The organism is Thalassoglobus sp., from assembly GCF_048270125.1.
Lineage (GTDB): Bacteria > Planctomycetota > Planctomycetia > Planctomycetales > Planctomycetaceae > Thalassoglobus.
Map to the genome: position 1 here is coordinate 12,805 of NZ_JBLWTN010000010.1, position 19,947 is coordinate 32,751.

Here is a 19,947-nt window from a genome sequence, read left to right on the forward strand (position 1 = left end):
AAGTCAAAATTTCCATTTAAGATCTCAAAAAATCTCATGCTATAGGAGCAAGTTCAAGATGAAAGCTTCACTCAACAACTCGATCTCGAAACTGACCACACTCAACCTGGCTTTGTTTGTTCTTCTGATGAGCTCCCCAACTCATGCAGATGAAACAATCGTACAAAGTCCACAACCACAATTCGCAACCGCTACCCCCTCCAATCACGACGCCGCTTCACCTCTTACTTCACGAGTTCCTCATACTGTCTTCCCTACTGATCAGGGAATGCCGTTGGCCCGCGAGGATGTGGATCTCACCAGGACCGCAGTGGTTCCAGGTCGAGCGTTCGTTCCATCGACAACGCCACGTGAAACTCACCCAACTTACACACCGATTACACCTCGGTACCAACCAGCACCGCAGTACCAGCAGCCAGCTCCGAAATACCAACAACCAACAATCCCTCAGTACAACCAGCCTGCTCCTCAATCACCGCAAACTCCTGCGGGAGGAGAATTCTTAGGCAACAACAAGCCTACTGATCCTCAGGTGAAAATTTCGTCACGCAACACTGATCCGAAAATGCTCGGATTCCTGCGCACCACATCAATGCAAGAGTTGACCAGCTTGTACCACGAAGCGTCACGAATGATTGACGCCAAGCACGTCAATCCTCCTGCATACGAAACCCGCATGAAGTCTTCCTTAAACAACTTGATCCTTGCCTTAGACAATCCTGACTTCCAGAGAGCAAACAATTTGTCCTCGCAGTCAACCGCAATCCGCCAGGTCCAGGCCGAGTTGGCACAAACGATCAACTCGCAACCTGCACGGAACGCCACTGAGGCAGTCGGTTTGATGCAATGGTCGGCCGAACTGGTCAATCGACAACTGGGAGTTCGCCGAGAAGCTGTTGCTCTCGAATTCATGAATGGAACAATCGATGCACTCGATAAATACTCATCATTCATGCCTGAATCGACAGCCTTTGCTCCCGGAGCAGAATTGGAAAACCGTAAAACAGCGAGTCTTGAAGAGAACATCGTCGGCATCGGCGTTGAACTCGAAACCCATCCGATGGGAGCAATCCTGGTCGGTGTCGTGGAGAACAGCCCCGCCTCAGGACTCGGACTTAAGAAAGGTGATTTGATCGTTGCAGTGAATGGCCAGTCGGTTCGAGGCTTAGGACTGAACACCGTTGCCGGAAAACTGGGTGGATCACTGGGAACCCAAATCACACTCGACATCGAACGCGATGGACAACGATACCGTGGACAGTTATCTCGCCAACGAATCTACGTGAGTAGTGTCACAGGAACTGAAATGCTGGACAACATCAAAAAAGTTGGTTACGTCCGACTCAAACAGTTCTCTGAGTCATCACGAAAAGATTTGGAAGCAGCCATGTGGTCTCTTCACAATCAGGGAATGAAATCACTCGTCCTCGACCTTCGAGGAAATCCTGGCGGATTACTGGATCAGGCCATCGAAGTCTCAGACCTGTTCCTTCCTTGCGGAACAATCGTTTCCACGAAAGGACGAAACTACACGGACAACACTTCGGAGACTGCAACACGAGAAAAAACATGGAGCATCCCGCTGGTTGTTCTTGTGGATGATGGATCGGCAAGTGCCAGTGAAATCTTCGCAGCTGCAATTCAGGAAAATGAACGAGGCGTTGTCGTCGGTCGACACTCATACGGAAAAGGAACTGTGCAAACACACTTCCCACTCCAGACAGTTTCAGGACTGTTAAAACTGACCACAGCCAAGTTCTACTCTCCAGCAGGACGCGAAATGGCCGGTTCCGGTGTGACTCCAGATCTCCTCGTTCGAGCAACAGAAACGAACAGCAACAGAGCTGACTACGATGCCGACATCGAAGCAGCCATCTCAGTTGTCGATCAAGGAATCCCAAGCCGACTCGCACAACAGGCTGCCAACTGCAATCAACCGAAGTACCAGACTCCTGGTCAGGCGAATAACAGTTTCAACAACTTCACTCAACAACTCCAGATGAACATGTCTGGTCGATAGGAACTGCTGACTCTGACTTGAACGCGTGATCGACCCGCCCCGCTTCAACAACTGTTGAAGCGGGGTTTTTTCGTATTTTGACAGGACGCCGTTCTCTCGACGTGCGAATTGCTGTGCGACAAACGTTGTTTGCAGAGAGTGTCGCAGCCGGAATTTCATGAAGAACCATGCGAGAAAATGCCCGAATCAAATCTCCTAACGCCCCTCAAAACTGAACTTGACCCGTTATTTGGATGCGTGTAGACGAAAATGAGAGTTGGCTTTCGATCCTCAGGACCTTGAACTTCAAGCGGTCAACTCCTCAATTTCAATCCATTATTCACCGATGCGGGTTCTCGGGCGGAGACGATACGCCCATTAAGGAGAAACGATGATACTTCGATACTTCAGCTTTCTTGCACTCATGTCATGCTGCCTTTTGGGCTGTACGGCCGCCAAAACTTCTAATACAGCAAGGACTTCCACCGAACAGCTACTCATCGCCAACGCTGTGGATCAATCACTCGACAAGATCGACTTCACCCCGTTCCACGGCCACGAAGTCTTCCTGAACGAGAAGTATATTGAATGTGTCGACAAGCCTTACGTAGTTGCATCGGTGCGGCATCGTATCCTGAAAGCGGGTGGCTTACTGGTCGATTCTGCCGATAAAAGTGTCGTCACCGTCGAAATTCGAAGTGGAGCAGTCGGGACATTTTCATCCGATTCTTTTCTCGGACTTCCTGAAGTTGTCTTGCCAGGTGTCGTAACACTTCCGGAAATTCGTATCGCTGAAAAGAAGAGTCAGCTGGGCACTGCCAAGCTGGGGATCGTCGCTTTCGAGACAAAGTCAGGCCGCGCACTTGGAACAGGCGGGATGAGCCTTGCTCAGTCTCAAGACAACAACTGGTATCTTGCCGGAACCGGACCATTCCGAAGTGGCGAGTTGAAAGAAGAAATTGGCAACGGAACTTCCGGCGCTGCTGCACTGAAATATAGCAACGTCTCTCACGTAGTGACCTTCAGTCCACCGAATCAACTCAACGAACAAATCGCTCTCGATGCTGTTCCAATTCCAAAAATCGATCCCGCCTCATCAGAAAAAGAAGACAGCAACCCAGACTGGGTCAAGCCAGCAAACTAGAGCATCTTTCGGATTGGTTTGCAGGTTCTGCCTCGTGGCGAACAGCATTTTAAGTAGAGAAATGCGTTCTTCACGGGCACACGGTGAGTCGTCGGGAGCCAACACTTAAAGTGGATAATTCAAACAAACAAGGCGGTCGACGCTGTATGCGTCGACCGCCTTGTTGATTGATTGAAAGGTTCCAAACGCTCTGGAATCGTTTCGTGTTATCGTGCGATTCCGATCGTGCGAATCTCTCGCATCACAACGACCTTCACTTCGCCTGGGTAAGTCATCGTTTCTTCGACTGCCTGAGCGATGTCGCGAGCCATCTTGGCGGCTTCACGGTCTTTGACTCTTTTCGGATCGACAATCACACGGACTTCGCGGCCCGCTTGAATTGCGTACACTTCGTTGACACCGGGGAATCCGCAGGCAATTGCTTCAAGCTCCTCGAGTCGCTTGATGTACTTCTCCAAAGTCTCACGACGAGAACCTGGACGTGAAGCAGAGCAGGCATCGGCGGCTGCCGTCAGCACAGTATAAATGTACTCTGGTCGAATATCATCATGATGACCAGCGGCTGCGTGGACGACTTCTTCCCCTTCGCCGTAACGTTTGAGGAAGTCGGCACCAATGGCAGGGTGTCCCCCTTCCATCTCATGGTCCGCTGCTTTTCCGATATCGTGACAGAATCCACAACGACGGGCGATGTCCGCATCGAGTCCAAGTTGCTCAGCCATCATTGCAGTTAAGTGAGCCACTTCGATGGAGTGCTGCAACACGTTCTGACTGTAACTGACGCGGAAGTTTAAACGTCCCATCAGGTAGATGAGTTTCTCATGCAAGTTCGGAACGCCTGCTTCATCGGCAGCACGATGCCCCAGATCCATGATCCGCTCGTCCATCTCCGTTTTCGTTTCGGTCACAACTTCTTCAATACGTGCCGGGTGAATCCGACCATCCTGAATCAGTTTGTTGAGCGAAATTTTCGCGATCTCTCGACGAACGGTATCGAAGGCTGAAACGACAACCACGCCGGGGGTGTCATCGACAATCACATCGACGCCGGTTTCTTTTTCGAAGGCTCGAATATTACGACCTTCGCGGCCAATGATCCGGCCTTTCATTTCATCGCTTGGGATGTCGATCGTCGAGACAGTTGTCTCTGAAGTGTGATCAGAAGCGAACCGCTGAATCGCCATGCCGATAATTTCGCGAGCCAGCTTTTCAGAATCCTGTTTCAACTGTTGTTGATGCTTGAGGATTAAACTTCCGGTTTCGCTTTTCAACTGCTTGTCGAGTCGCATCAGCAAACGATCGGTCGCATCTTCTTTAGACAACCCGCTGATGGTATACAGTTTCTCCTGTTCCTCTTCGATGATCTTTTCGAGGTCGGATTCTTTCTTTTCGATTTGTTTGCTGCGGTCGGCGATACGGCTTTGGGTCTGCTCAACCATCCGCTCCCGCTTCTTCAGGTTCTCCTCTTGATCTGCCAGCGTGTTTTCTTTTTTGTCGAGAACACGTTCTTGCTGGCGGAGCTTGTCCCGGTGAAGGTCGAGTTCTTTGTCGAGCTCTTCGCGGCGTTTCAAAAACTCTTCTTTCGCCTCGAGCTCTTGAGTGCGACGCATGTTTTCAGCTTCGCGCTCTGCGTCTTTAAGAAGTTCATCGCGATTGCGATAGGCACTTCCCATGCGCATGCGGTCAAGAAAAAAGCCGATTGCAACTCCGACCACAAGTGCAATCCCAGCAGCGACATAAGGGGGCATAGCTGCATCCTTGTTTGGATACGTCTCCCCAAGACCTGAACCCAGATCGCAGAATTCTTGAAATCAAGCTGCGCCGTTTGAATCGTTCAGAAGGCCATTGATTTGCAATAAGTTGATTTGCAACGAGTTGTCAGGAGGTGCTAAAGCTGGGCGATAACCCAATTTCTACGACGGAACGACATTCATCAAGACGCTGAAGAATCGATCCGCACATGGAAAGACGCACGACTGAAATTCCAAAGTCGACACCCCACACTGCCAGTCTCTCAAAAATGCTTTGAGAGGCGCAGGTGCGTTGGTCGTTCAGAATTTCAGAGAGCTCTTCAGATTCGTCAGCTTGACGATTCCAAGCCTGATTCCAGGCGAGTCTTTTCACCCACAGAATCAGGAGAGCCAGCGAAGCAATCGTGCACCGCATAAAACACCAATAAGACAACATTGAAAGTTTGAAATGAGGAATCAATCCCCGACTCAATAAAACGTTCGCCGGAACGAAATGAATAATGAATAATTAGGAATAAAAGGCGAATACTCGACTGAGCACAACTATCTGAAATGGAATGGCTTCCGTAACGAAATCAGTTTCGTAGGGCCAATTTGTGGCTTGGAAATGACGTCGAATAAAATACGGACATCGTTTAAAGCGACACGTCATCGCTTCAATGTGAAAAGATATTACCAGAATGTCAATTTGCTGCAATCTTCACGAGACGAAATCGCCTGACCTGCCACACAGTTTCCAAGTCCTCAAAGGGCATTGAGAGCCTCAGTTAGGGCGAATTGTTCTCCTGCTGTCAATGAAAAGTCAAACTTGCGAATTGCCCGGCCCCTCAGAGCGTGATACGATTTCCATCAGGAGTTACTGAACCAGTCCCGGATCGACACCAATTCTTGTATGGATATTCGCCAATCACCGCTGATTCTCGGATTCTCGTTAGGTCGATATTTCGGCGTAACGGTCAGGATGAGTGTATGGTTCCTCGTACTGATCCTGATTCTCTGCCTGCGGTTGCCAATCGTGATTGGATTGTGGGCATCTGCGATTCTATTTATCAGCATCCTGATTCACGAGTTCGCTCACGTCTTTGGAGCCAGAGCGACTGGTGGCGAAGGAGACGAAATCCTGATGTGGCCATTAGGAGGTTTAGCGTTTGTCTCGCCGGGTCCAAATTTTCGCTCTGAATTCTGGACAACCGCAGCTGGTCCAATTTCCAACGCTCTCATTTGCCTGATCTGTTTGCCAGCTGTCCTCTCCGCTGGAGCCTTTTGGGATTCCCTGCACCCAATTGTTCTGCCACATCTCGACTTCTCCCTTTCAAACTTCACAACGGCGCTCAACAGCGTCTTTGTCTTGATGTTCTCATTGAACTTCAAACTGCTCGTCTTGAACCTGTTGCCGATCCACCCGCTTGATGGAGGACAAATCGCGTTTTCGATCTCCAAGCTGTACTGGGACCGCGGAACGGCTCGCATAGGAACTCTTTACGCGAGCATGGCGATTTGCCTGATTTTGGCAATCGCGGGGACGTTTATGGAATCCACAGAGATCGTCTTCATCGGATTTCTGTTGATGACATTCGGACTCCAGGCTCACATGAACGCCGTATTCGCACAGCAATTTGGCGAGCTCGGTTTTGAGTATGGAATGTCCAACGAAGACGAATACGGGCTGTTCGAAGAAGAGCGCGAACCGCAACTCAGCATGGTAGAACGCTGGCGTCAGCGACGAGAAGAAAAACGCCGCGTTAAAGAGGCACAAACCCGGGCTGAGACTTCACAGAAAGTGGACGCTCTGCTGGAGAAGATCAACACCGCAGGGATGGACTCCCTCTCCGAGGCGGAGAAAAAATTCCTGCAACAAGCCAGCACCCGCTATAAAACACAGAAAGACTGACGGTAAATCATTCTTCACCCGCTATCGCGACGTGCCGCGCAACCCAACGCGGTGGTTCATGTAGTGCCGAAGCACAGCATCGAGAGGTTCACTGGTGCGGATCGTTTGATAATCGATCATGTTTCGTGAACAACGGCGACGGACTTCATCAAGAAAAGAAGTCATCGCTGCCCGATATCCGTCTCGAAGCGACTTCGGATCGCACGTCAGTTCACCGGCATCTTCGAGACCTTCGAAACGTGTCGTTCCGGAATATTCGAAGTCGAGTTCCTGATCATCAAGGATGTGAAAGAGCAGAACTTCGTGCCCACGTTTTTTGAGCATCCGCAAGCCCTTGAAGAGATCTTCAACAGGCACAAACAGGTCGGAGATCACGACGACCATTCCGCGTTCGCTTTTCTCATCAGCAACAGTGCGGAGCAGCTTGTACATGCTGGTCTTCTTGGCAGCATGTTCTTCCGCCAGAACAGACAAAATAGTTCCGAGGTGATTGTGCCGACTTCGTGAGGGGGCCCGAAGCCGGATCTCTTCATCGAAGACGGAAAGGCTGACCGCATCCTGCTGACGAAGCAACAGATATGTCAGACAGGCTGCGATGGAACATGAGTAATCATATTTCGTGAGATCGCCCGACCCGAACTGCATCGACTCACTGGCATCGACCAGGAGAGTTGTGCGGAGGTTCGTCTCCTCTTCGAACTGCTTAATGTAATACTTGTCCGTCTTCGACCAGACTTTCCAGTCGACGTGTCGAATATCGTCGCCGGGCGCGTATTCACGATGCTGGACAAATTCAATCGATTGACCGAAATACGGGCTGCGGTGTTGACCGGAAAGAAATCCTTCCACAATTTTCCGCGCCTGAACCTCAAGACGGGAGATTCGGGAAATGGCATCAGATGGCAGGATTTGATCGGGAGACTTTGGCACGTTGAAGTCGGGATTAGGATTTGGGAATGACCTGTTCGTTTTCACTCAGCACTCACTCAAGTGAGCGAGATCGAAATTAACTCGCGGTTGCTGGTGGAGCAAACATTTTCTTCAAACGAGGATCGGTAGTCAGTTCGCCGTCTTTGTCGGGAGTTTCTTTCACGAGTCGTTCGATCACGTCGTCGGTTGTGATGCCTTCACTCTCCGCTGAGAAGTTTGTCACGATGCGGTGACGCAGAATCGGTCCCGCGAGTGCCGCGATATCTTCAGTGGAAACGTTCGCACGACCATTGAGCAGTGCCCGGGCTTTGGAACCGAGAAGAAGATATTGAACTGCTCTCGGTCCGGCTCCCCAGCTGATCCATTCATTGACGAAATCGGGAACCCCTTCCTGACCAATACGGGTTTGCCGCACCAGAGCCAGCGCATAGTCAACCTGATGATCGCTCACGGGAACATCACGAACTATCGATTGCAGTTCCAGAATTTCTTCACCAGTCAGAACGGGCGTGATCTCGGATGTGACATTTCCGGTTGTCGCTTTGGCGATCAGCTTTTCCTCTTCGAAGCTCGGATAGTCAACGAACACCTTGAACATGAACCGGTCTTGTTGCGCTTCCGGAAGCTGATAGGTCCCTTCCTGCTCAATCGGGTTCTGCGTAGCCAGAACGAAGAAGGGAGCGTTCAGCTTATGCCGGGTCTGCCCGACAGTCACTTGATGTTCCTGCATCGCTTCCAGTAGTGCAGCCTGCGTTTTCGGTGGCGTCCGGTTGATTTCATCTGCCAGGACGACATTATGGAAAATCGGCCCCTGAATAAATCGGAATTCCCGTTCGCCGGTTTCCTGATTGACCGACAGTACATCGGTCCCGGTGATGTCCGCAGGCATCAGGTCAGGCGTGAACTGGATTCTTGAGAAGCTCATCGACAAACATTGTGCCAGCGAGTTAATCATCAATGTCTTTGCCAGACCGGGTACTCCTTCCAGCAGGCAATGACCACGGCTGAACAGAGCAATCAGCAATTGGTCAATGACGTCTTCCTGCCCCACGATGATTTTGGACATCTGCTCGCGAATATCGCTGTAGGCTTTACTGAGCTTTGTAATTGCGTCGCTGTTCTCAGCCGTCATTTTCATTCCTTGGTTGTACAGTCCTGGCTTTGGGACTCAAATCCTTAGCAGCATATCCTATCCAGCTCACCCATCTGAAGGAAAGGTTAGCGGGACACTTCGTATGACCGACTCACCAAAACGACCGCTTATCGGGTTCAGGAACGGGTTGATTTCTTGAGGCAAGAGACTTGAAACAGAGCTTCAAATTCGCGAACCTTTGGATCTTCAGAAAGAAGAAACAACCCAAATCCTGATCCACGGAGCATTTCCCAGAAAGATGGGAAGAGTGGAAAACAGATTTGCGCTCCTTAAGACATCTGCTGGAAATACTGATGGACGTTCTCCAATCAATCTGGAATGTTGTCATTGCCCTCGGTCAATTAGTGGTCGATTTGGTGCAATTTGTCTCTCCATGGGTCCCTCTTCTCGCCTGGATCGCCTTCTGGTTGTGTGCGGTCAACTGGCGACAACTGTATCCCATCCTGGAAAAAGGGGGGATCATCGGTGTGATCCTCACGGCATTGATGGCGGTGCTCATCTGGAGCGTGATCTCTGTCCCAGAGGGGGGATACCACTACCTGTATGGTCTCAAAGTGAGCAATGCCCCCGGTAAGGCCATCTATGTTACCAGTTTGGTTGTGATCGCATTCCTCTGCGGAACAGTCCAACTGTCAGGTGCTTGCGACCGTTTTTGTTGCTTCAAAGATCCTGAACCGCAAGAAGACTCACACTAGAGCGTTTCAACGCATGTCCTGCTCGGGGCTTGTCGTGCCCGGGATGATGTTTTTTACGACATTCCCGACTGCTCGCCACGAGACTGAACGTGAAAACCAAGAGCGGATTCCTGTCCCTATCGTAGTTCGGGACCATTGTCCCGGAGAGTCAACAGGCATCCACAACCGGCGCATTTCGCAGGCAAGTACAGGGGAACGGGCGACAGAGTGTTATTTCTGATCGCTCGACTGAAACGACGCCAATCATGCCACGAAAACGATATCCCTTCAAATAATCTGACTCGTCCATGCCGAATCCGAATGCATCTCAATCGGCAACGTCGACATCGCGAAGGTGGCTCTCGATCGCAACTGCTGCGGTGCTTTTCTCCATCATCTGGTTGATGCCAACTCCAGCCGGAATGCCAATCGAAGCTCAGCGGTTGGCTGCTATCACCATTTTCATGGCAGTCTTCTGGCTGGCTCAACCGGTCTCGATCGCCGTCACGAGCTTAATCCCCATTGCAGCTTACCCGCTCTTCGGGATTCTCTCCGCCAAAGATGTGAGCCTACCGTACGCGAATCACAACGTCTTTTTGTACTTGGGTGGATTCGCGATTGCTCTCGCCATCGAACAATGCGGACTTCACAAACGCATCGCACTGCACATCATCAGTAGAGTCGGAAGCAGCCCTCGCCGGATCGTCTTCGGATTCATGCTAGCATCTGCTTCTCTATCGATGTGGATCAGCAACACCGCGACAACCATGATGATGCTCCCGATCGCCCTGGCGTTATTATCAACCTTGCGCGAAGCAGTGCTGCATTCGAACCCCGATGGTCCTTCGGATGCCATTGACGAGCTAACGATTCCGGTCCTCTTGGGGATTGCCTATGCCTCGAGTATTGGTGGACTCTCAACCTTCGTCGGCACACCAACAAACGTCAGCCTCCTCGGATTCTGGGACAAAACGTTTGTCCCTTTAGGATTTGAAAGCCTATCGATGGTCGAATGGATGGCCTCATTCGTTCCCCTGAGCATCCTCATGCTCATTGCAACGGGTGCCGTCATGACGACCGGACTCAAGCCGCTTCCTAACGCGGAGCGATTGAGCAAAGTTTTCTTCCGTGATCAACTACGAAATCTTGGTCCAGCCTCCGGAACAGAAAAGCGTGTCTTTGTAATTTTCATCTGCACTGCATTGCTCTGGATGTTGCGAAAACCATTGAAGCTTGAATCAGTGCAAATTCTTCCCGACTGGCCCAGTTTTGTCATTTGGATTGGGGCGCAATTCAACGCAGATCTCAACTTCCTGCGGACGATGATTCAGGATTCAACTGTGGCGATTGCGATGGCATCGTTGCTCTTCCTGATCCCCGGTGAGCCTAACGAAAGTGGGAATCGCTCACCTGTCCTCACTTGGGAGATCGCAGAGAAGTCACTTCCATGGGGAATGATTCTGCTCATCGGCAGCGGATTCGCTATGGCGGCAGGATTTCAGTCGACCGGTCTTTCCGACTGGCTAGGAAAAGCGTTCTCAGAGTTTTTCACAGGCCAACCGACGATTGTCCTGATCTTCGGCGTTTGCGTATTGGTCACATTCCTCACTGAATTCACAACCAACGTCGCCACAGTCAACACACTTCTACCAACACTCGCAGCCATGGCAGCTCAGTTGGAAATCGATCCTCGTCTGCTGTTAATCCCTGCGACAGTCTCGGCGAGCTGTGCATTCATGCTCCCAATTGCAACTCCGCCAAATGCCATCATCTTTGGCTCGAACCTTGTCCCAATCAAATCCATGATTCGCTACGGAATCATCCTCAACATTATCGGCTCAATTTTGGTCACCGCGATCACACTGATTGTCGCCCGACCAGTGATGGGATTTTAAAGCATTTTCAATGCTCGTCGTGCCCGTGAAGATCGCTTTCACGACCACATAGACTGCTCGCCACGAGGCGAAACGTCATTTCTTCACTCGTGTGAGAAAACACGCAGGCATTTTGTTTTTTGTCTGCTCAAACCAAAAAACTCCACAACGTCTGGAACGGATCGTTCCCAACGAGTGGAGTTTATTGAATCGATTCGAGAGCATTGTTAATGACTGCCTTGCCCGTGGAGAGTGCTTTCACGTAGGAAATCACACAAACACACGAGCCCGAACGCTGACATCATCTTGAGGAAGCTCCAGAAGTTGCCAGGTTATGCAACTCGTGAGATCGTCTTGTAGTTGCGATTTCCAACCAGTTTGTCTCGGTATCCGTTCGCCGACTGTTCGTAGAGACGTTGAAGACCTTCTGAAAGAAGCGGCATCGCAACGCACAGGGCTTTACGAATTTCTTTCGTTTGCAGTGAGCATTCCCCCGAAGCAAAATCTTGAGGAACTTCGGTGAGTGTGGTCTCTTTCTTGATTGCCAGCCAGGGAAGTTCAAACAGGTCTGAGAGTCGCTGAGTGAAGTTTAACGGGCTGACACGTTCTGCTCCTGCAACATGGAATGTCCCTGACAGATTTTCCAGGCAGGCACGTTCAATAATGGCTGTCAGGTCCGTGATCAAAATTGGAGTAGCGTGACGGATTGAGTCCTGTTCAACGACTCGTCTCATCTCGACTTCTGCGAGAAGATTTTCAATCCAGCCATTCCGAGAAGGATCGGCCGACCAACCATAGGTATTTGTTCTCATAATCAGTGCGTGCGGCGAGGCAAGTCGAACAGCCTCTTCAGCTGCTCGAATCGTCACAGCTTCAACACTTTGGCAATGCCCCAGACTTTGCTCGTCGTGGAACATCCATGGACCAGTAAAGAGGCTGTCTGAGGAGATCATGAGGAAACGAACGTTGGCCTTCGTACTGGCGTTGGCCCATTCTCCGGCGTTCTCAACGATGGTCTCGTTGATCAGACCTTTTGTCGTCGGATCCCATGATGAGCGGGACTCTGGTCCACAATAAATCACCCAGTCCGGAGCAGCATTTTCGATGGCATCACGCGGGGAATCGGTGGGGTCGAGAGCATCGCAATTGACGACATCGAATTTATCTTCGGGATGCCAAGTCGTCACGTGGTATTTCTCAGCCAGAGAAAGTGCCAAATTTGCTCCTGCGACCGTATCCACTCCGACGATGAGAAATTTATCCACGCTGTGCCTCCATGCGTTGCGCGTTGCCTTGTATCTGCCTGAACCGCCCATTCCCTGAGCGAGATCCGAGTATAGGCGGATCATGTTTCTTCATCCAAGATCAATCGGCAAGATTTACCATTCGACAATTTATCCTTGTAGAACTTGCAAATCGGCCCCGCGAATTCGAATCGCTTTAAGCAACGAATGCAGCGTAATAGAACCACAATCCAGTCACCGAAGTCATCACAATATCGATGACGGAAAGCCACCCGAGAGTCGAGTGAAGCTTGCTGTGCACGCCAGGTTGCGGGGGATTGGGGAATTTCCGCAGGGCATAGACCAGAGTGATGACCCAAAGAAAGGGGGTCGTGATTGCAAAGATCAGATGAAATCGAAGAATCCGCTGGGCAGTGAGATAGGCTTCGCCAGTCAACCGTGGTTCGTCTGGATTCTTATTGACGATGTTTTCCCAGCCACCATGAACAAGTTGCGTATCGATCTCAAAAGCACCGACAGCGACAAGGAGCACGCCCCCCAGCACGATCTGAAGATTCCGGTGGAGCGTGTAATTCTTTTGAACTTTGACAACATACAGGCTGTACAAAAGGATCGGCACGATAAGTACGAGAGCACTTACCACGAAGTCCAACATGAAGGACGCATCAAAACCCAGAAATCCATTTTTCATAGTGCAGAAATTATAGATGTTCGCGGACGAGAAACCCTCTCAGGGCAATGGTTTTGCAGAATGTGGGAATGGTGTCTTTTTCCGATTGTAGCGGTCGCACCTCTTGGCAGGCTGATCGTCGAGACTCCTGGCGAGTTCATCCGATACTCGTCAGCATGGACATCGCAGAACTGGAACAACTTGTCGATCAGCCTCTCTGGATGAAAGTCCTGGAGACCTACAACGAATTGATCATCCAAGCCGGACAAGAACGTCTGGAAGATGAGCAAGGAACTCGCTGGGCCAGTCGAATCATCTCTCTCGATGAAACGGACGCAGACGAACTCTCTTGGATCCATGGTCAACTCATCGCTTATGGATGGTTGACGTTTCAGCTGGAAGGGCGCGAAGAAGGGCTCTTATACCGCATTACTTCTGCTGGAAAGAAAGCTTCTGAACAGGCAAGGAAACTGGCGGAACAGCAAGAAGAAGTCGCTGCCTGAATTGCGGGTGTTCATACATCTCCCGAACAATTCGTCGTGCCCAAGGAAATGAGCCTGGAGCATCTTTCGAATTGGTTTGCAGGATCTGCCTCGTGGCGAACAGCATTTTTACTAGAGAAATGCTTTCTTCACGGGCACACGGTAGAGCAAACTGCTCTAGCAGTTATCCGCTTTTGCTGACCTTATCAAGGAGCGGAGCCATCACAGGTTCCGGCACAAACTTTCTGAGTTGCTCAGCACTTTTGCCCTGTCCCATAAACGCAATCTGCTTGATGAGTGTACTTGAGATATGTGAGTACGACTCCGCTGCCATGAGAAAGACAGTCTCTAAATCGGGAGCAATTGTGTGATTCGCCAAAGCCATGGTGAATTCAGTATCGATATCTGACACGGTCCGCACACCTCTGACCATGACGCTTGCTCCGACCGAGCGTGCAAAATCGACGGTCAGCCCGGTGAAGCATTTGACGGTCACGTTGCTCGTTTCGCGGAAGATTTCCTGCATCAACTCTTGACGTTCCTCAGGAGTGAAAAGTGGTTGCTTATCAGGGTTGATCCCGATACCGATCACCATCTCGTCGAAGAGTGCTGCTCCTCGGATCGCAATATCTTCGTGTCCCAGTGTAACTGGATCAAATGTTCCGGCGTAAACAGCAATTCGTTTCATGCTTGAATTCAAACGTTGATGTTCTCAGTGGACTCGATCGGCACAGCTTTCTCAATCACCGACCAGGAAGCGAAACCAGAAAATCTTTGGCGGAAAGCAGTTTACGCGAGGATGATCCAGCATTGCCAGTCGAAAGGGAGCCTCTTCGCCACCGAAACGGCAACGCCCCCACTACTGTTCGTCGAACTATAAAAAAAGCAGCACACAATAAAGTGTGCTGCTTCAACATTTCATTGAGAATCAACAGCTGTTACAGACGGTTTTGCATTCCGATGAACAGCATTGCGAGTTTAGAGATCCCCTGAATTTGTTCGATGGGAATATCTGTTCGGCAACGGATCGCGTCTGCTTCGATGGCGATTCCCAAACCAATGAACGATGGCGTGAGATTCAGGTTATCGACCATCTGTGCATCAACTGGGAGTGGGAACTCATCCATTTCTGACGCAGCTTTCAACCCAGCTGCGACTCCACCGGGAAGATCAAGCAACCCAATAAAATTGGCTTCCTTCATTAGAATTTCGCGAGGTTTTTCAATCTGCGTGTTACTTGAACTACTCAACCCGGCGACAGCACTCTTGGTCGCTTCCGGACCGCCTCCCATTACGGTCAAGTATCGATCTTCCATGTAGATCACACGGGACTGGATGCCATTTGCCCCAAACAGCATTTTCTGCATTCTTGTCTGCATTTCAGCTTGTGGCGCGTCTTCATCGAATTCCTGCTTGATGGTCACAACGTCCGCTTTGTAATCACCGTAGGTTTCCGCTTCTTCTGCAATTTCACTGGTTTGAGTCATTCCCGACATCTTCAGCTCTTCCATCGCTCCGATGCTGTTCCGCATGTAGGACTTAAATTTGTCCATTGGCTTCACATCTGCAATCCCCGCGACCTGAAACAGCCCCTCTGCCGAGTTCCCGATCGAGACGCTTCCGACCATGACACCGAATTCGACTTCTTCGAGATCAGAAAAGACTTTTTTCAGGTTCTCGCGGACGTCAGCATCCTGTGACATTCCTGCAGTCAGATCCATGCTCCATTTGATCGATTCTTCCAACCCGCCACTCAGTCCATAATAGGCGATTGCACCTTTAGGAAGTTTCACAAGGTCAGCCATCCCTGCTGTGGGGTGAGCGGAGAGCAGTTTGGAGGTTTTGCTGCCTTTGGTGAATTCTGTGTACTCTTCAATTCGAACTCCCTTTGCTCCCAGAGAGACTGCGACAGTCAATGAATTCGAATCTCTCACACCTTGGAAGAGATGCTCAGCCAAAGTCCCGTATAGTTCGATGATCGGACCAATATTGATTCCGGAATCTTGTGGCATGGCAAAACGAATTTGATTCAGGCCTTCCAACACCTGATCGTAAGCCGTACTCAACTCGTCTCGGTAGATGCTGGCGAGGTGCTTTGAGTTGACGTAGAGTGAAATTTCTCCCATGTCAAAAGCAGCTTTCGCTTTTTCGCTCATCGCTTTTGCCAGTGAATTCGCAACGTCGGGAACATCTGGCACATCCCCTTTATCTGTATAAAGGACGTATTTCCCGTGGACCGATGAATCGAATCCATCTCCGAGTGCACCGACCAAATCATCCGCTTCAATTGCAGGAATCGCGAAGACAACAGACGGTTCAGCCTGACCATTCGTGAAAATTCCAACATGCCAGTCTCGCGATTGATCCGCCCCTGTGAGCGTAGGGTTCGAGATCGCTTTCCCGAGGTTTTCTCGGATTGGCCCCCGTGCAAGTTCCCCAAAGCCAGGCTGTGCGCCATTCACTAAGGCAACGATGTTTTCCGTCGTTTTATCCGGCTCGGCGAGTCGAAGGACAAGATCGACATCTTTATGGAAGAGTTCCAGAGGTGAATCTTGAGCGACGGCAGAGACCGTCAGGCTCAAACTCAAACTCACAGAAAAGAAGATCCTCTTAAACATAGTGGCTAGCTTCGGGTTAGGGGTGCTTCAGCCTGAAGATGGGAATCCAGACTTGAGTAATGAGGTGATCTTGTTGAACTGCTCATTCCTGATGGGTGCAAATGCAGAAACACTTGTCTGCCCCTCATTTTGATGAGAGATGCACTTCCAACTCAAGTGAGCAGACCAGCAAGCCAGCGGGTTTCACAGGTGATTTCGGTAAAAAACAGAGCTCTTTCATGAAAGAGAGGGGTTAAAAGCGAGTGGAACGCTCAGTTGTTGTCTCTTTCTACCCTGAACTTGTCAACACTTTTCAACAGTCTTGAAGAGTGGAATTCGAAGGCTCAAAAAGCCCCAAACGAGCCGACAAACTCGATTCCACGCCTGTTTTGCATCAAAAACGGCCGTGACACTTCCCTTGCGATACGAACAATGCGTAGCAAAGGATTAGAGTTTTTTGGCGAAATCTGAATTTTGCGAGAGTTTTATTGCTTTTCCATTTTGCCCATTTTAACATTAAGTAACCCTCCATGTTCACAATAAATCAGGTTTCAAAAAAGGCACACACCCATGTATCGTTTTTCGTCCTTGGCAGCAAGCTGCCTGGTGTTCGCGCTATTTCTCTCGGTAGAGACTCAGGAAGTTGATGCCGGCGGATGGTGTTTTTCTTCAAGCGCTCGATACTCCTCTGGGTATTTTCATGATTATTACAACTACGGAGCGCGATACTCACATCGCCCGCACGGTAGCTATTACGGATACTATGGAGTGACTCCATACACCGGGTACGGCTACAACTACCACAGCTACTACGGCGGCTGGTCTGATTATCGTCCTTACGCCTACCAACAATCGTTCTACACAAATCCCGTTTCAGTTCAGTACGTCGGATACGCTCCTACTTACGCCGGAACTGGGTGCAACACTTGCGGGACATCGGGACCAGTAGTCACAGACAACTGCTCCACTTGTGCCCCAACTGCGTATGCTCCGACTTGCTGCTCTACAACAGTCGCCTATCAGCCGGGATGTTTTTCACACAAAACTTACAAAGCATGTGGCGTTCGAAGCTGTGGTCTTCTGGGACCACTTTGCCCGTTCAAACGGCATAGCTGCGGCTTCGGAACTTGTGGCTCATACGGATATGGCGGATACTACGGCTGGTAATCTTTGCGGTTGGTAATTTTCGCTGAGACTCGATAACCTTCGAGTGCAATAGACAATTTCAGGCTGTGATGTGGTGGAGCATTCTCCAACATCACAGCCTTTTTTATTTTGAGTCGGTGCTGCATCGACTTCCTCCAGTAATCCCACGAACGTTTTGTCATGTCGAACCAAGAAACATCTCACGTCCCTGTGAACCTGGGAGATCGAAGTTACGAAATCCTGATTGGACAAGGTTTACTGAAGCAGACTGCCGAGATCATTCACCCCTGGTTGGTTGCCAAAGCTGGAAAGAGAGAGCATCCATCAGCTTTTCTGGTCACCGATCAGAACGTCACCAGCTACGCCGAGACCGTCTCGCAGAGCCTGGAATCACAAGGATGGAGAACGACCACGTTCACGATGGAACCGGGAGAGACCTCGAAGAGTTTAGAAGTCATCTCCAAAGCCTGGGATTCTCTCGTGGAGTTTCGCGCAGATCGTCGGACCGTTGTGATCGCCATTGGAGGTGGTGTCGTTGGTGATTCCGCAGGGTTCATGGCAGCCACGTTCAATCGAGGATTGCCGTTCGTTCAAATCCCAACGACACTCCTCGCAGATGTGGACAGTTCCGTTGGCGGAAAAGTGGGGATCAACCATCCGCAGGCCAAAAACCTCATCGGCGCCTTTCATCAACCGCTCGGTGTCTTGATCGATACTCAGACCTTTAAAACACTTCCTGACCGAGAATACAAAGCTGGCTGGGCAGAGGTCATTAAGTATGGTGTGATTCTTGATGAAGAATTCTTTGCGTTTCTTGAGCAGAACATCGGTCCGATTCAACAGCGGGAAGAGGGTGTCCTGCGGACTGCAATTTCTCGCAGCTGCGAACTCAAAGCTCAAGTCGTCGAACAAGATGAATATGAGCGGACCGGACTCCGAGCCGTTTTGAACTACGGGCATACCTATTGCCATGCGTTCGAAGCGTTAACCGGATACGGCGAACTTCTTCATGGAGAAGCGGTCTCGATTGGGATCGTCTACGCCAGTCGTCTCGCAGAGAAGATGGGGCGAATCGAGCGACAGCTTACCGATCAACAAATCGGACTGCTGGATGCGGTTGGACTCCCGCTGAATGTGACGTCGCCGGAAAGAATTTCGGTTGAAGAGATCATCGGCCGCATGAAACTCGACAAGAAAACTGTCGGTGGCAAACTTCGCTTCGTCTTGCCGACACGTCTCGGACATGTTGAACTTGTCGAAGATGTCCCTGAAGAACTCGTGCGAGAAACTCTCATCGAAGGGGGCTTCAAGCCTTGAGGAAATCGCTGCAATAGTCTTTGAGGGTAATTGATGAAGAATCTTCGCCGGACACATTTTGTGTCCGGCGAGATGTGTCGTATTCTTAAATCACTCACTCCTTCAGCAAGCCTCGTCCCCTCATCCAGGCCTCTGCCTTGTCGGGCCAAGTGTGGACGTTGGCTCCTTCGACCTTTCGCAGTCCGTACCCATGGCCTCCGCTTTCGAAGATGTGAAGCTCTGCGGGAAGTCCGAGTTTCTTCATCGCTTTGTAATATTCGACACTACTCAGCGACGTCACAGCATCATTGTGCGCATGAATAAGAAATGTTGGGGATGTCTGCTTATCGACAACAACTTCTGCTCGAAGTCCTGATTCATCCGCATTGAGCAATTTCCAGGGGTAGATCAGCATTGTAAAATCTGGTCGCGCAGAAGCTTTGTCGATTTCGTCCTGCTTTTCAAATCGGTTTTCGACATCCATTTTCGTCGAAGCAATCGCGACTGCGTTTCCACCCGCTGAGAACCCGATCGAGCCGACTCTTTGCGGGTCGAGCCCCCATTCTTTCGCATGTGAACGAATCCACCGAATGGCGCGTTGAGTATCTTGTACGGGCATCAGCCAATCCTGTTCCAACTTGCGAGTTGGTGACCGGTAGTAAAGCACAAACGCCGTCACCCCCTTTGAATTGAACCACTCCGCAACCTCCGCCCCTTCCTTGCCCACCACATCATAGTTGTAACCACCACCCGGAAGGATCAGGACCGACGTCCCATTCTTCTGACTTGAATCAGGGTCGAAACGTTTGATGAAGGGATGTTCAATATCAGTGATTCGAATCGCGGGGGGATCTTCGTTCTCTCGGGCGGGGAGAATTCGCCCGATTTCCGAGGCCGATTGCCCTGCGGCAGTGTCCGGCCAAAGAAAGTAGGTTTCCGAGACATCGTCCGCCGAAACAGATTGCCTCCCGACAGCAAACAGCAGTAAGACAAGAGCAAGTGTGCGTGTCATCGAATTTCCTCTGAGGTCAATCAACGTTGAAAGGCGGATCATAAAACAATTTTTAAAGACTCAAAAGTCGCTTATGGATGTTTT

At 50.4% G+C, this 19,947-nt stretch carries 17 protein-coding genes; 8 read left to right on the forward strand and 9 right to left on the reverse strand.

Features of this window, described 5'->3' with window-relative positions:
• Nucleotides 1-58: 58 nt before the first annotated feature.
• Nucleotides 59-2,020, forward strand: coding sequence for a S41 family peptidase (locus tag ACN0YR_RS13285; RefSeq protein WP_417849720.1), 1,962 nt, complete (start codon nt 59-61; stop codon nt 2,018-2,020).
• 370 nt (nt 2,021-2,390) lie between these two features.
• A complete protein-coding gene (locus tag ACN0YR_RS13290) occupies nt 2,391-3,143 on the forward strand; it encodes a DUF6655 family protein (RefSeq protein WP_417849721.1) in 753 nt (250 codons plus the stop codon).
• 206 nt (nt 3,144-3,349) lie between these two features.
• Here the strand turns inward: ACN0YR_RS13290 and rny are convergent, their stop codons facing one another.
• On the reverse strand, nt 3,350-4,891 hold the full coding sequence (rny, locus tag ACN0YR_RS13295; RefSeq protein ID WP_417849722.1) for a ribonuclease Y: 1,542 nt from the start codon (nt 4,889-4,891) through the stop codon (nt 3,350-3,352).
• Between the two features lie 964 nt (nt 4,892-5,855).
• Between rny and ACN0YR_RS13300 the strand changes: the two genes are divergently transcribed.
• Nucleotides 5,856-6,785, forward strand: coding sequence for a site-2 protease family protein (locus tag ACN0YR_RS13300; protein ID WP_417849723.1), 930 nt, complete (start codon nt 5,856-5,858; stop codon nt 6,783-6,785).
• Between the two features lie 21 nt (nt 6,786-6,806).
• On the opposite strand, the gene ACN0YR_RS13305 is transcribed toward ACN0YR_RS13300, so the two are convergent.
• Nucleotides 6,807-7,691: a DUF58 domain-containing protein gene (locus ACN0YR_RS13305; RefSeq protein WP_417849833.1), complete on the reverse strand. Its 885-nt coding sequence runs from the start codon at nt 7,689-7,691 to the stop codon at nt 6,807-6,809.
• Nucleotides 7,692-7,791: 100 nt separating this feature from the next.
• Entirely contained in the window at nt 7,792-8,853 is a 1,062-nt protein-coding gene (locus ACN0YR_RS13310) for an AAA family ATPase (protein WP_417849724.1), read from the reverse strand.
• Nucleotides 8,854-9,161: 308 nt separating this feature from the next.
• On the opposite strand from ACN0YR_RS13310, the gene ACN0YR_RS13315 reads away from it, so the two are divergent.
• Nucleotides 9,162-9,563 (forward strand): hypothetical protein, encoded by a 402-nt coding sequence (locus ACN0YR_RS13315; protein WP_145203117.1) that lies wholly within the window; start codon nt 9,162-9,164, stop codon nt 9,561-9,563.
• Nucleotides 9,564-9,850: 287 nt separating this feature from the next.
• Complete coding sequence (locus ACN0YR_RS13320; RefSeq protein WP_417849725.1) at nt 9,851-11,437, forward strand: SLC13 family permease; 1,587 nt, start codon at nt 9,851-9,853, stop codon at nt 11,435-11,437.
• A gap of 311 nt (nt 11,438-11,748) precedes the next feature.
• Here the strand turns inward: ACN0YR_RS13320 and ACN0YR_RS13325 are convergent, their stop codons facing one another.
• Together ACN0YR_RS13325 and ACN0YR_RS13330 are read right to left on the reverse strand one after the other, a co-directional pair.
• Complete coding sequence (locus tag ACN0YR_RS13325; RefSeq protein WP_417849726.1) at nt 11,749-12,681, reverse strand: sugar nucleotide-binding protein; 933 nt, start codon at nt 12,679-12,681, stop codon at nt 11,749-11,751.
• A 175-nt stretch (nt 12,682-12,856) separates the two neighbouring features.
• Nucleotides 12,857-13,351: a DUF420 domain-containing protein gene (locus ACN0YR_RS13330; protein ID WP_417849727.1), complete on the reverse strand. Its 495-nt coding sequence runs from the start codon at nt 13,349-13,351 to the stop codon at nt 12,857-12,859.
• Between the two features lie 68 nt (nt 13,352-13,419).
• Between ACN0YR_RS13330 and ACN0YR_RS13335 the strand changes: the two genes are divergently transcribed.
• A complete protein-coding gene (locus ACN0YR_RS13335) occupies nt 13,420-13,833 on the forward strand; it encodes a hypothetical protein (RefSeq protein WP_417849728.1) in 414 nt (137 codons plus the stop codon).
• A gap of 163 nt (nt 13,834-13,996) precedes the next feature.
• Here the strand turns inward: ACN0YR_RS13335 and coaD are convergent, their stop codons facing one another.
• Nucleotides 13,997-14,500, reverse strand: a complete 504-nt coding sequence (gene coaD / locus ACN0YR_RS13340; RefSeq protein ID WP_417849729.1) for a pantetheine-phosphate adenylyltransferase — start codon at nt 14,498-14,500, stop codon at nt 13,997-13,999.
• 250 nt (nt 14,501-14,750) lie between these two features.
• Nucleotides 14,751-16,406 (reverse strand): hypothetical protein, encoded by a 1,656-nt coding sequence (locus ACN0YR_RS13345; protein WP_417849730.1) that lies wholly within the window; start codon nt 16,404-16,406, stop codon nt 14,751-14,753.
• A 573-nt stretch (nt 16,407-16,979) separates the two neighbouring features.
• Between ACN0YR_RS13345 and ACN0YR_RS13350 the strand changes: the two genes are divergently transcribed.
• Nucleotides 16,980-17,576 carry a hypothetical protein gene (locus ACN0YR_RS13350; protein WP_417849731.1) on the forward strand — a complete coding sequence of 199 codons (597 nt, stop codon included), beginning with the start codon at nt 16,980-16,982 and terminating at the stop codon, nt 17,574-17,576.
• Here the strand turns inward: ACN0YR_RS13350 and ACN0YR_RS13355 are convergent.
• On the reverse strand, nt 17,564-17,701 hold the full coding sequence (locus ACN0YR_RS13355; RefSeq protein WP_417849732.1) for a hypothetical protein: 138 nt from the start codon (nt 17,699-17,701) through the stop codon (nt 17,564-17,566). The two genes, ACN0YR_RS13350 and ACN0YR_RS13355, sit on opposite strands and share 13 nt — an antisense overlap.
• Nucleotides 17,702-17,735: 34 nt before the next feature.
• On the opposite strand from ACN0YR_RS13355, the gene aroB reads away from it, so the two are divergent.
• Complete coding sequence (aroB, locus tag ACN0YR_RS13360; protein WP_417849733.1) at nt 17,736-18,872, forward strand: 3-dehydroquinate synthase; 1,137 nt, start codon at nt 17,736-17,738, stop codon at nt 18,870-18,872.
• 94 nt (nt 18,873-18,966) lie between these two features.
• Here the strand turns inward: aroB and ACN0YR_RS13365 are convergent, their stop codons facing one another.
• Nucleotides 18,967-19,863, reverse strand: a complete 897-nt coding sequence (locus ACN0YR_RS13365; protein WP_417849734.1) for an alpha/beta hydrolase — start codon at nt 19,861-19,863, stop codon at nt 18,967-18,969.
• Nucleotides 19,864-19,947 lie beyond the last annotated feature (84 nt).

Excerpts from the sequence above, each read along its gene's own strand:
- ACN0YR_RS13285 (WP_417849720.1), top strand. The coding sequence starts at position 59 with ATGAAAGCTTCACTCAACAACTCGATCTCGAAACTGACCACACTCAAC.
- ACN0YR_RS13290 (WP_417849721.1), top strand. The coding sequence starts at position 2,391 with ATGATACTTCGATACTTCAGCTTTCTTGCACTCATGTCATGCTGCCTT.
- rny (WP_417849722.1), bottom strand. The coding sequence starts at position 4,891 with ATGCCCCCTTATGTCGCTGCTGGGATTGCACTTGTGGTCGGAGTTGCA.
- ACN0YR_RS13300 (WP_417849723.1), top strand. The coding sequence starts at position 5,856 with ATGAGTGTATGGTTCCTCGTACTGATCCTGATTCTCTGCCTGCGGTTG.
- ACN0YR_RS13310 (WP_417849724.1), bottom strand. The coding sequence starts at position 8,853 with ATGAAAATGACGGCTGAGAACAGCGACGCAATTACAAAGCTCAGTAAA.
- ACN0YR_RS13315 (WP_145203117.1), top strand. The coding sequence starts at position 9,162 with ATGGACGTTCTCCAATCAATCTGGAATGTTGTCATTGCCCTCGGTCAA.
- ACN0YR_RS13320 (WP_417849725.1), top strand. The coding sequence starts at position 9,851 with ATGCCGAATCCGAATGCATCTCAATCGGCAACGTCGACATCGCGAAGG.
- ACN0YR_RS13330 (WP_417849727.1), bottom strand. The coding sequence starts at position 13,351 with ATGAAAAATGGATTTCTGGGTTTTGATGCGTCCTTCATGTTGGACTTC.
- ACN0YR_RS13335 (WP_417849728.1), top strand. The coding sequence starts at position 13,420 with ATGGTGTCTTTTTCCGATTGTAGCGGTCGCACCTCTTGGCAGGCTGAT.
- coaD (WP_417849729.1), bottom strand. The coding sequence starts at position 14,500 with ATGAAACGAATTGCTGTTTACGCCGGAACATTTGATCCAGTTACACTG.
- ACN0YR_RS13350 (WP_417849731.1), top strand. The coding sequence starts at position 16,980 with ATGTATCGTTTTTCGTCCTTGGCAGCAAGCTGCCTGGTGTTCGCGCTA.
- ACN0YR_RS13355 (WP_417849732.1), bottom strand. The coding sequence starts at position 17,701 with ATGCAGCACCGACTCAAAATAAAAAAGGCTGTGATGTTGGAGAATGCT.
- aroB (WP_417849733.1), top strand. The coding sequence starts at position 17,736 with ATGTCGAACCAAGAAACATCTCACGTCCCTGTGAACCTGGGAGATCGA.
- ACN0YR_RS13365 (WP_417849734.1), bottom strand. The coding sequence starts at position 19,863 with ATGACACGCACACTTGCTCTTGTCTTACTGCTGTTTGCTGTCGGGAGG.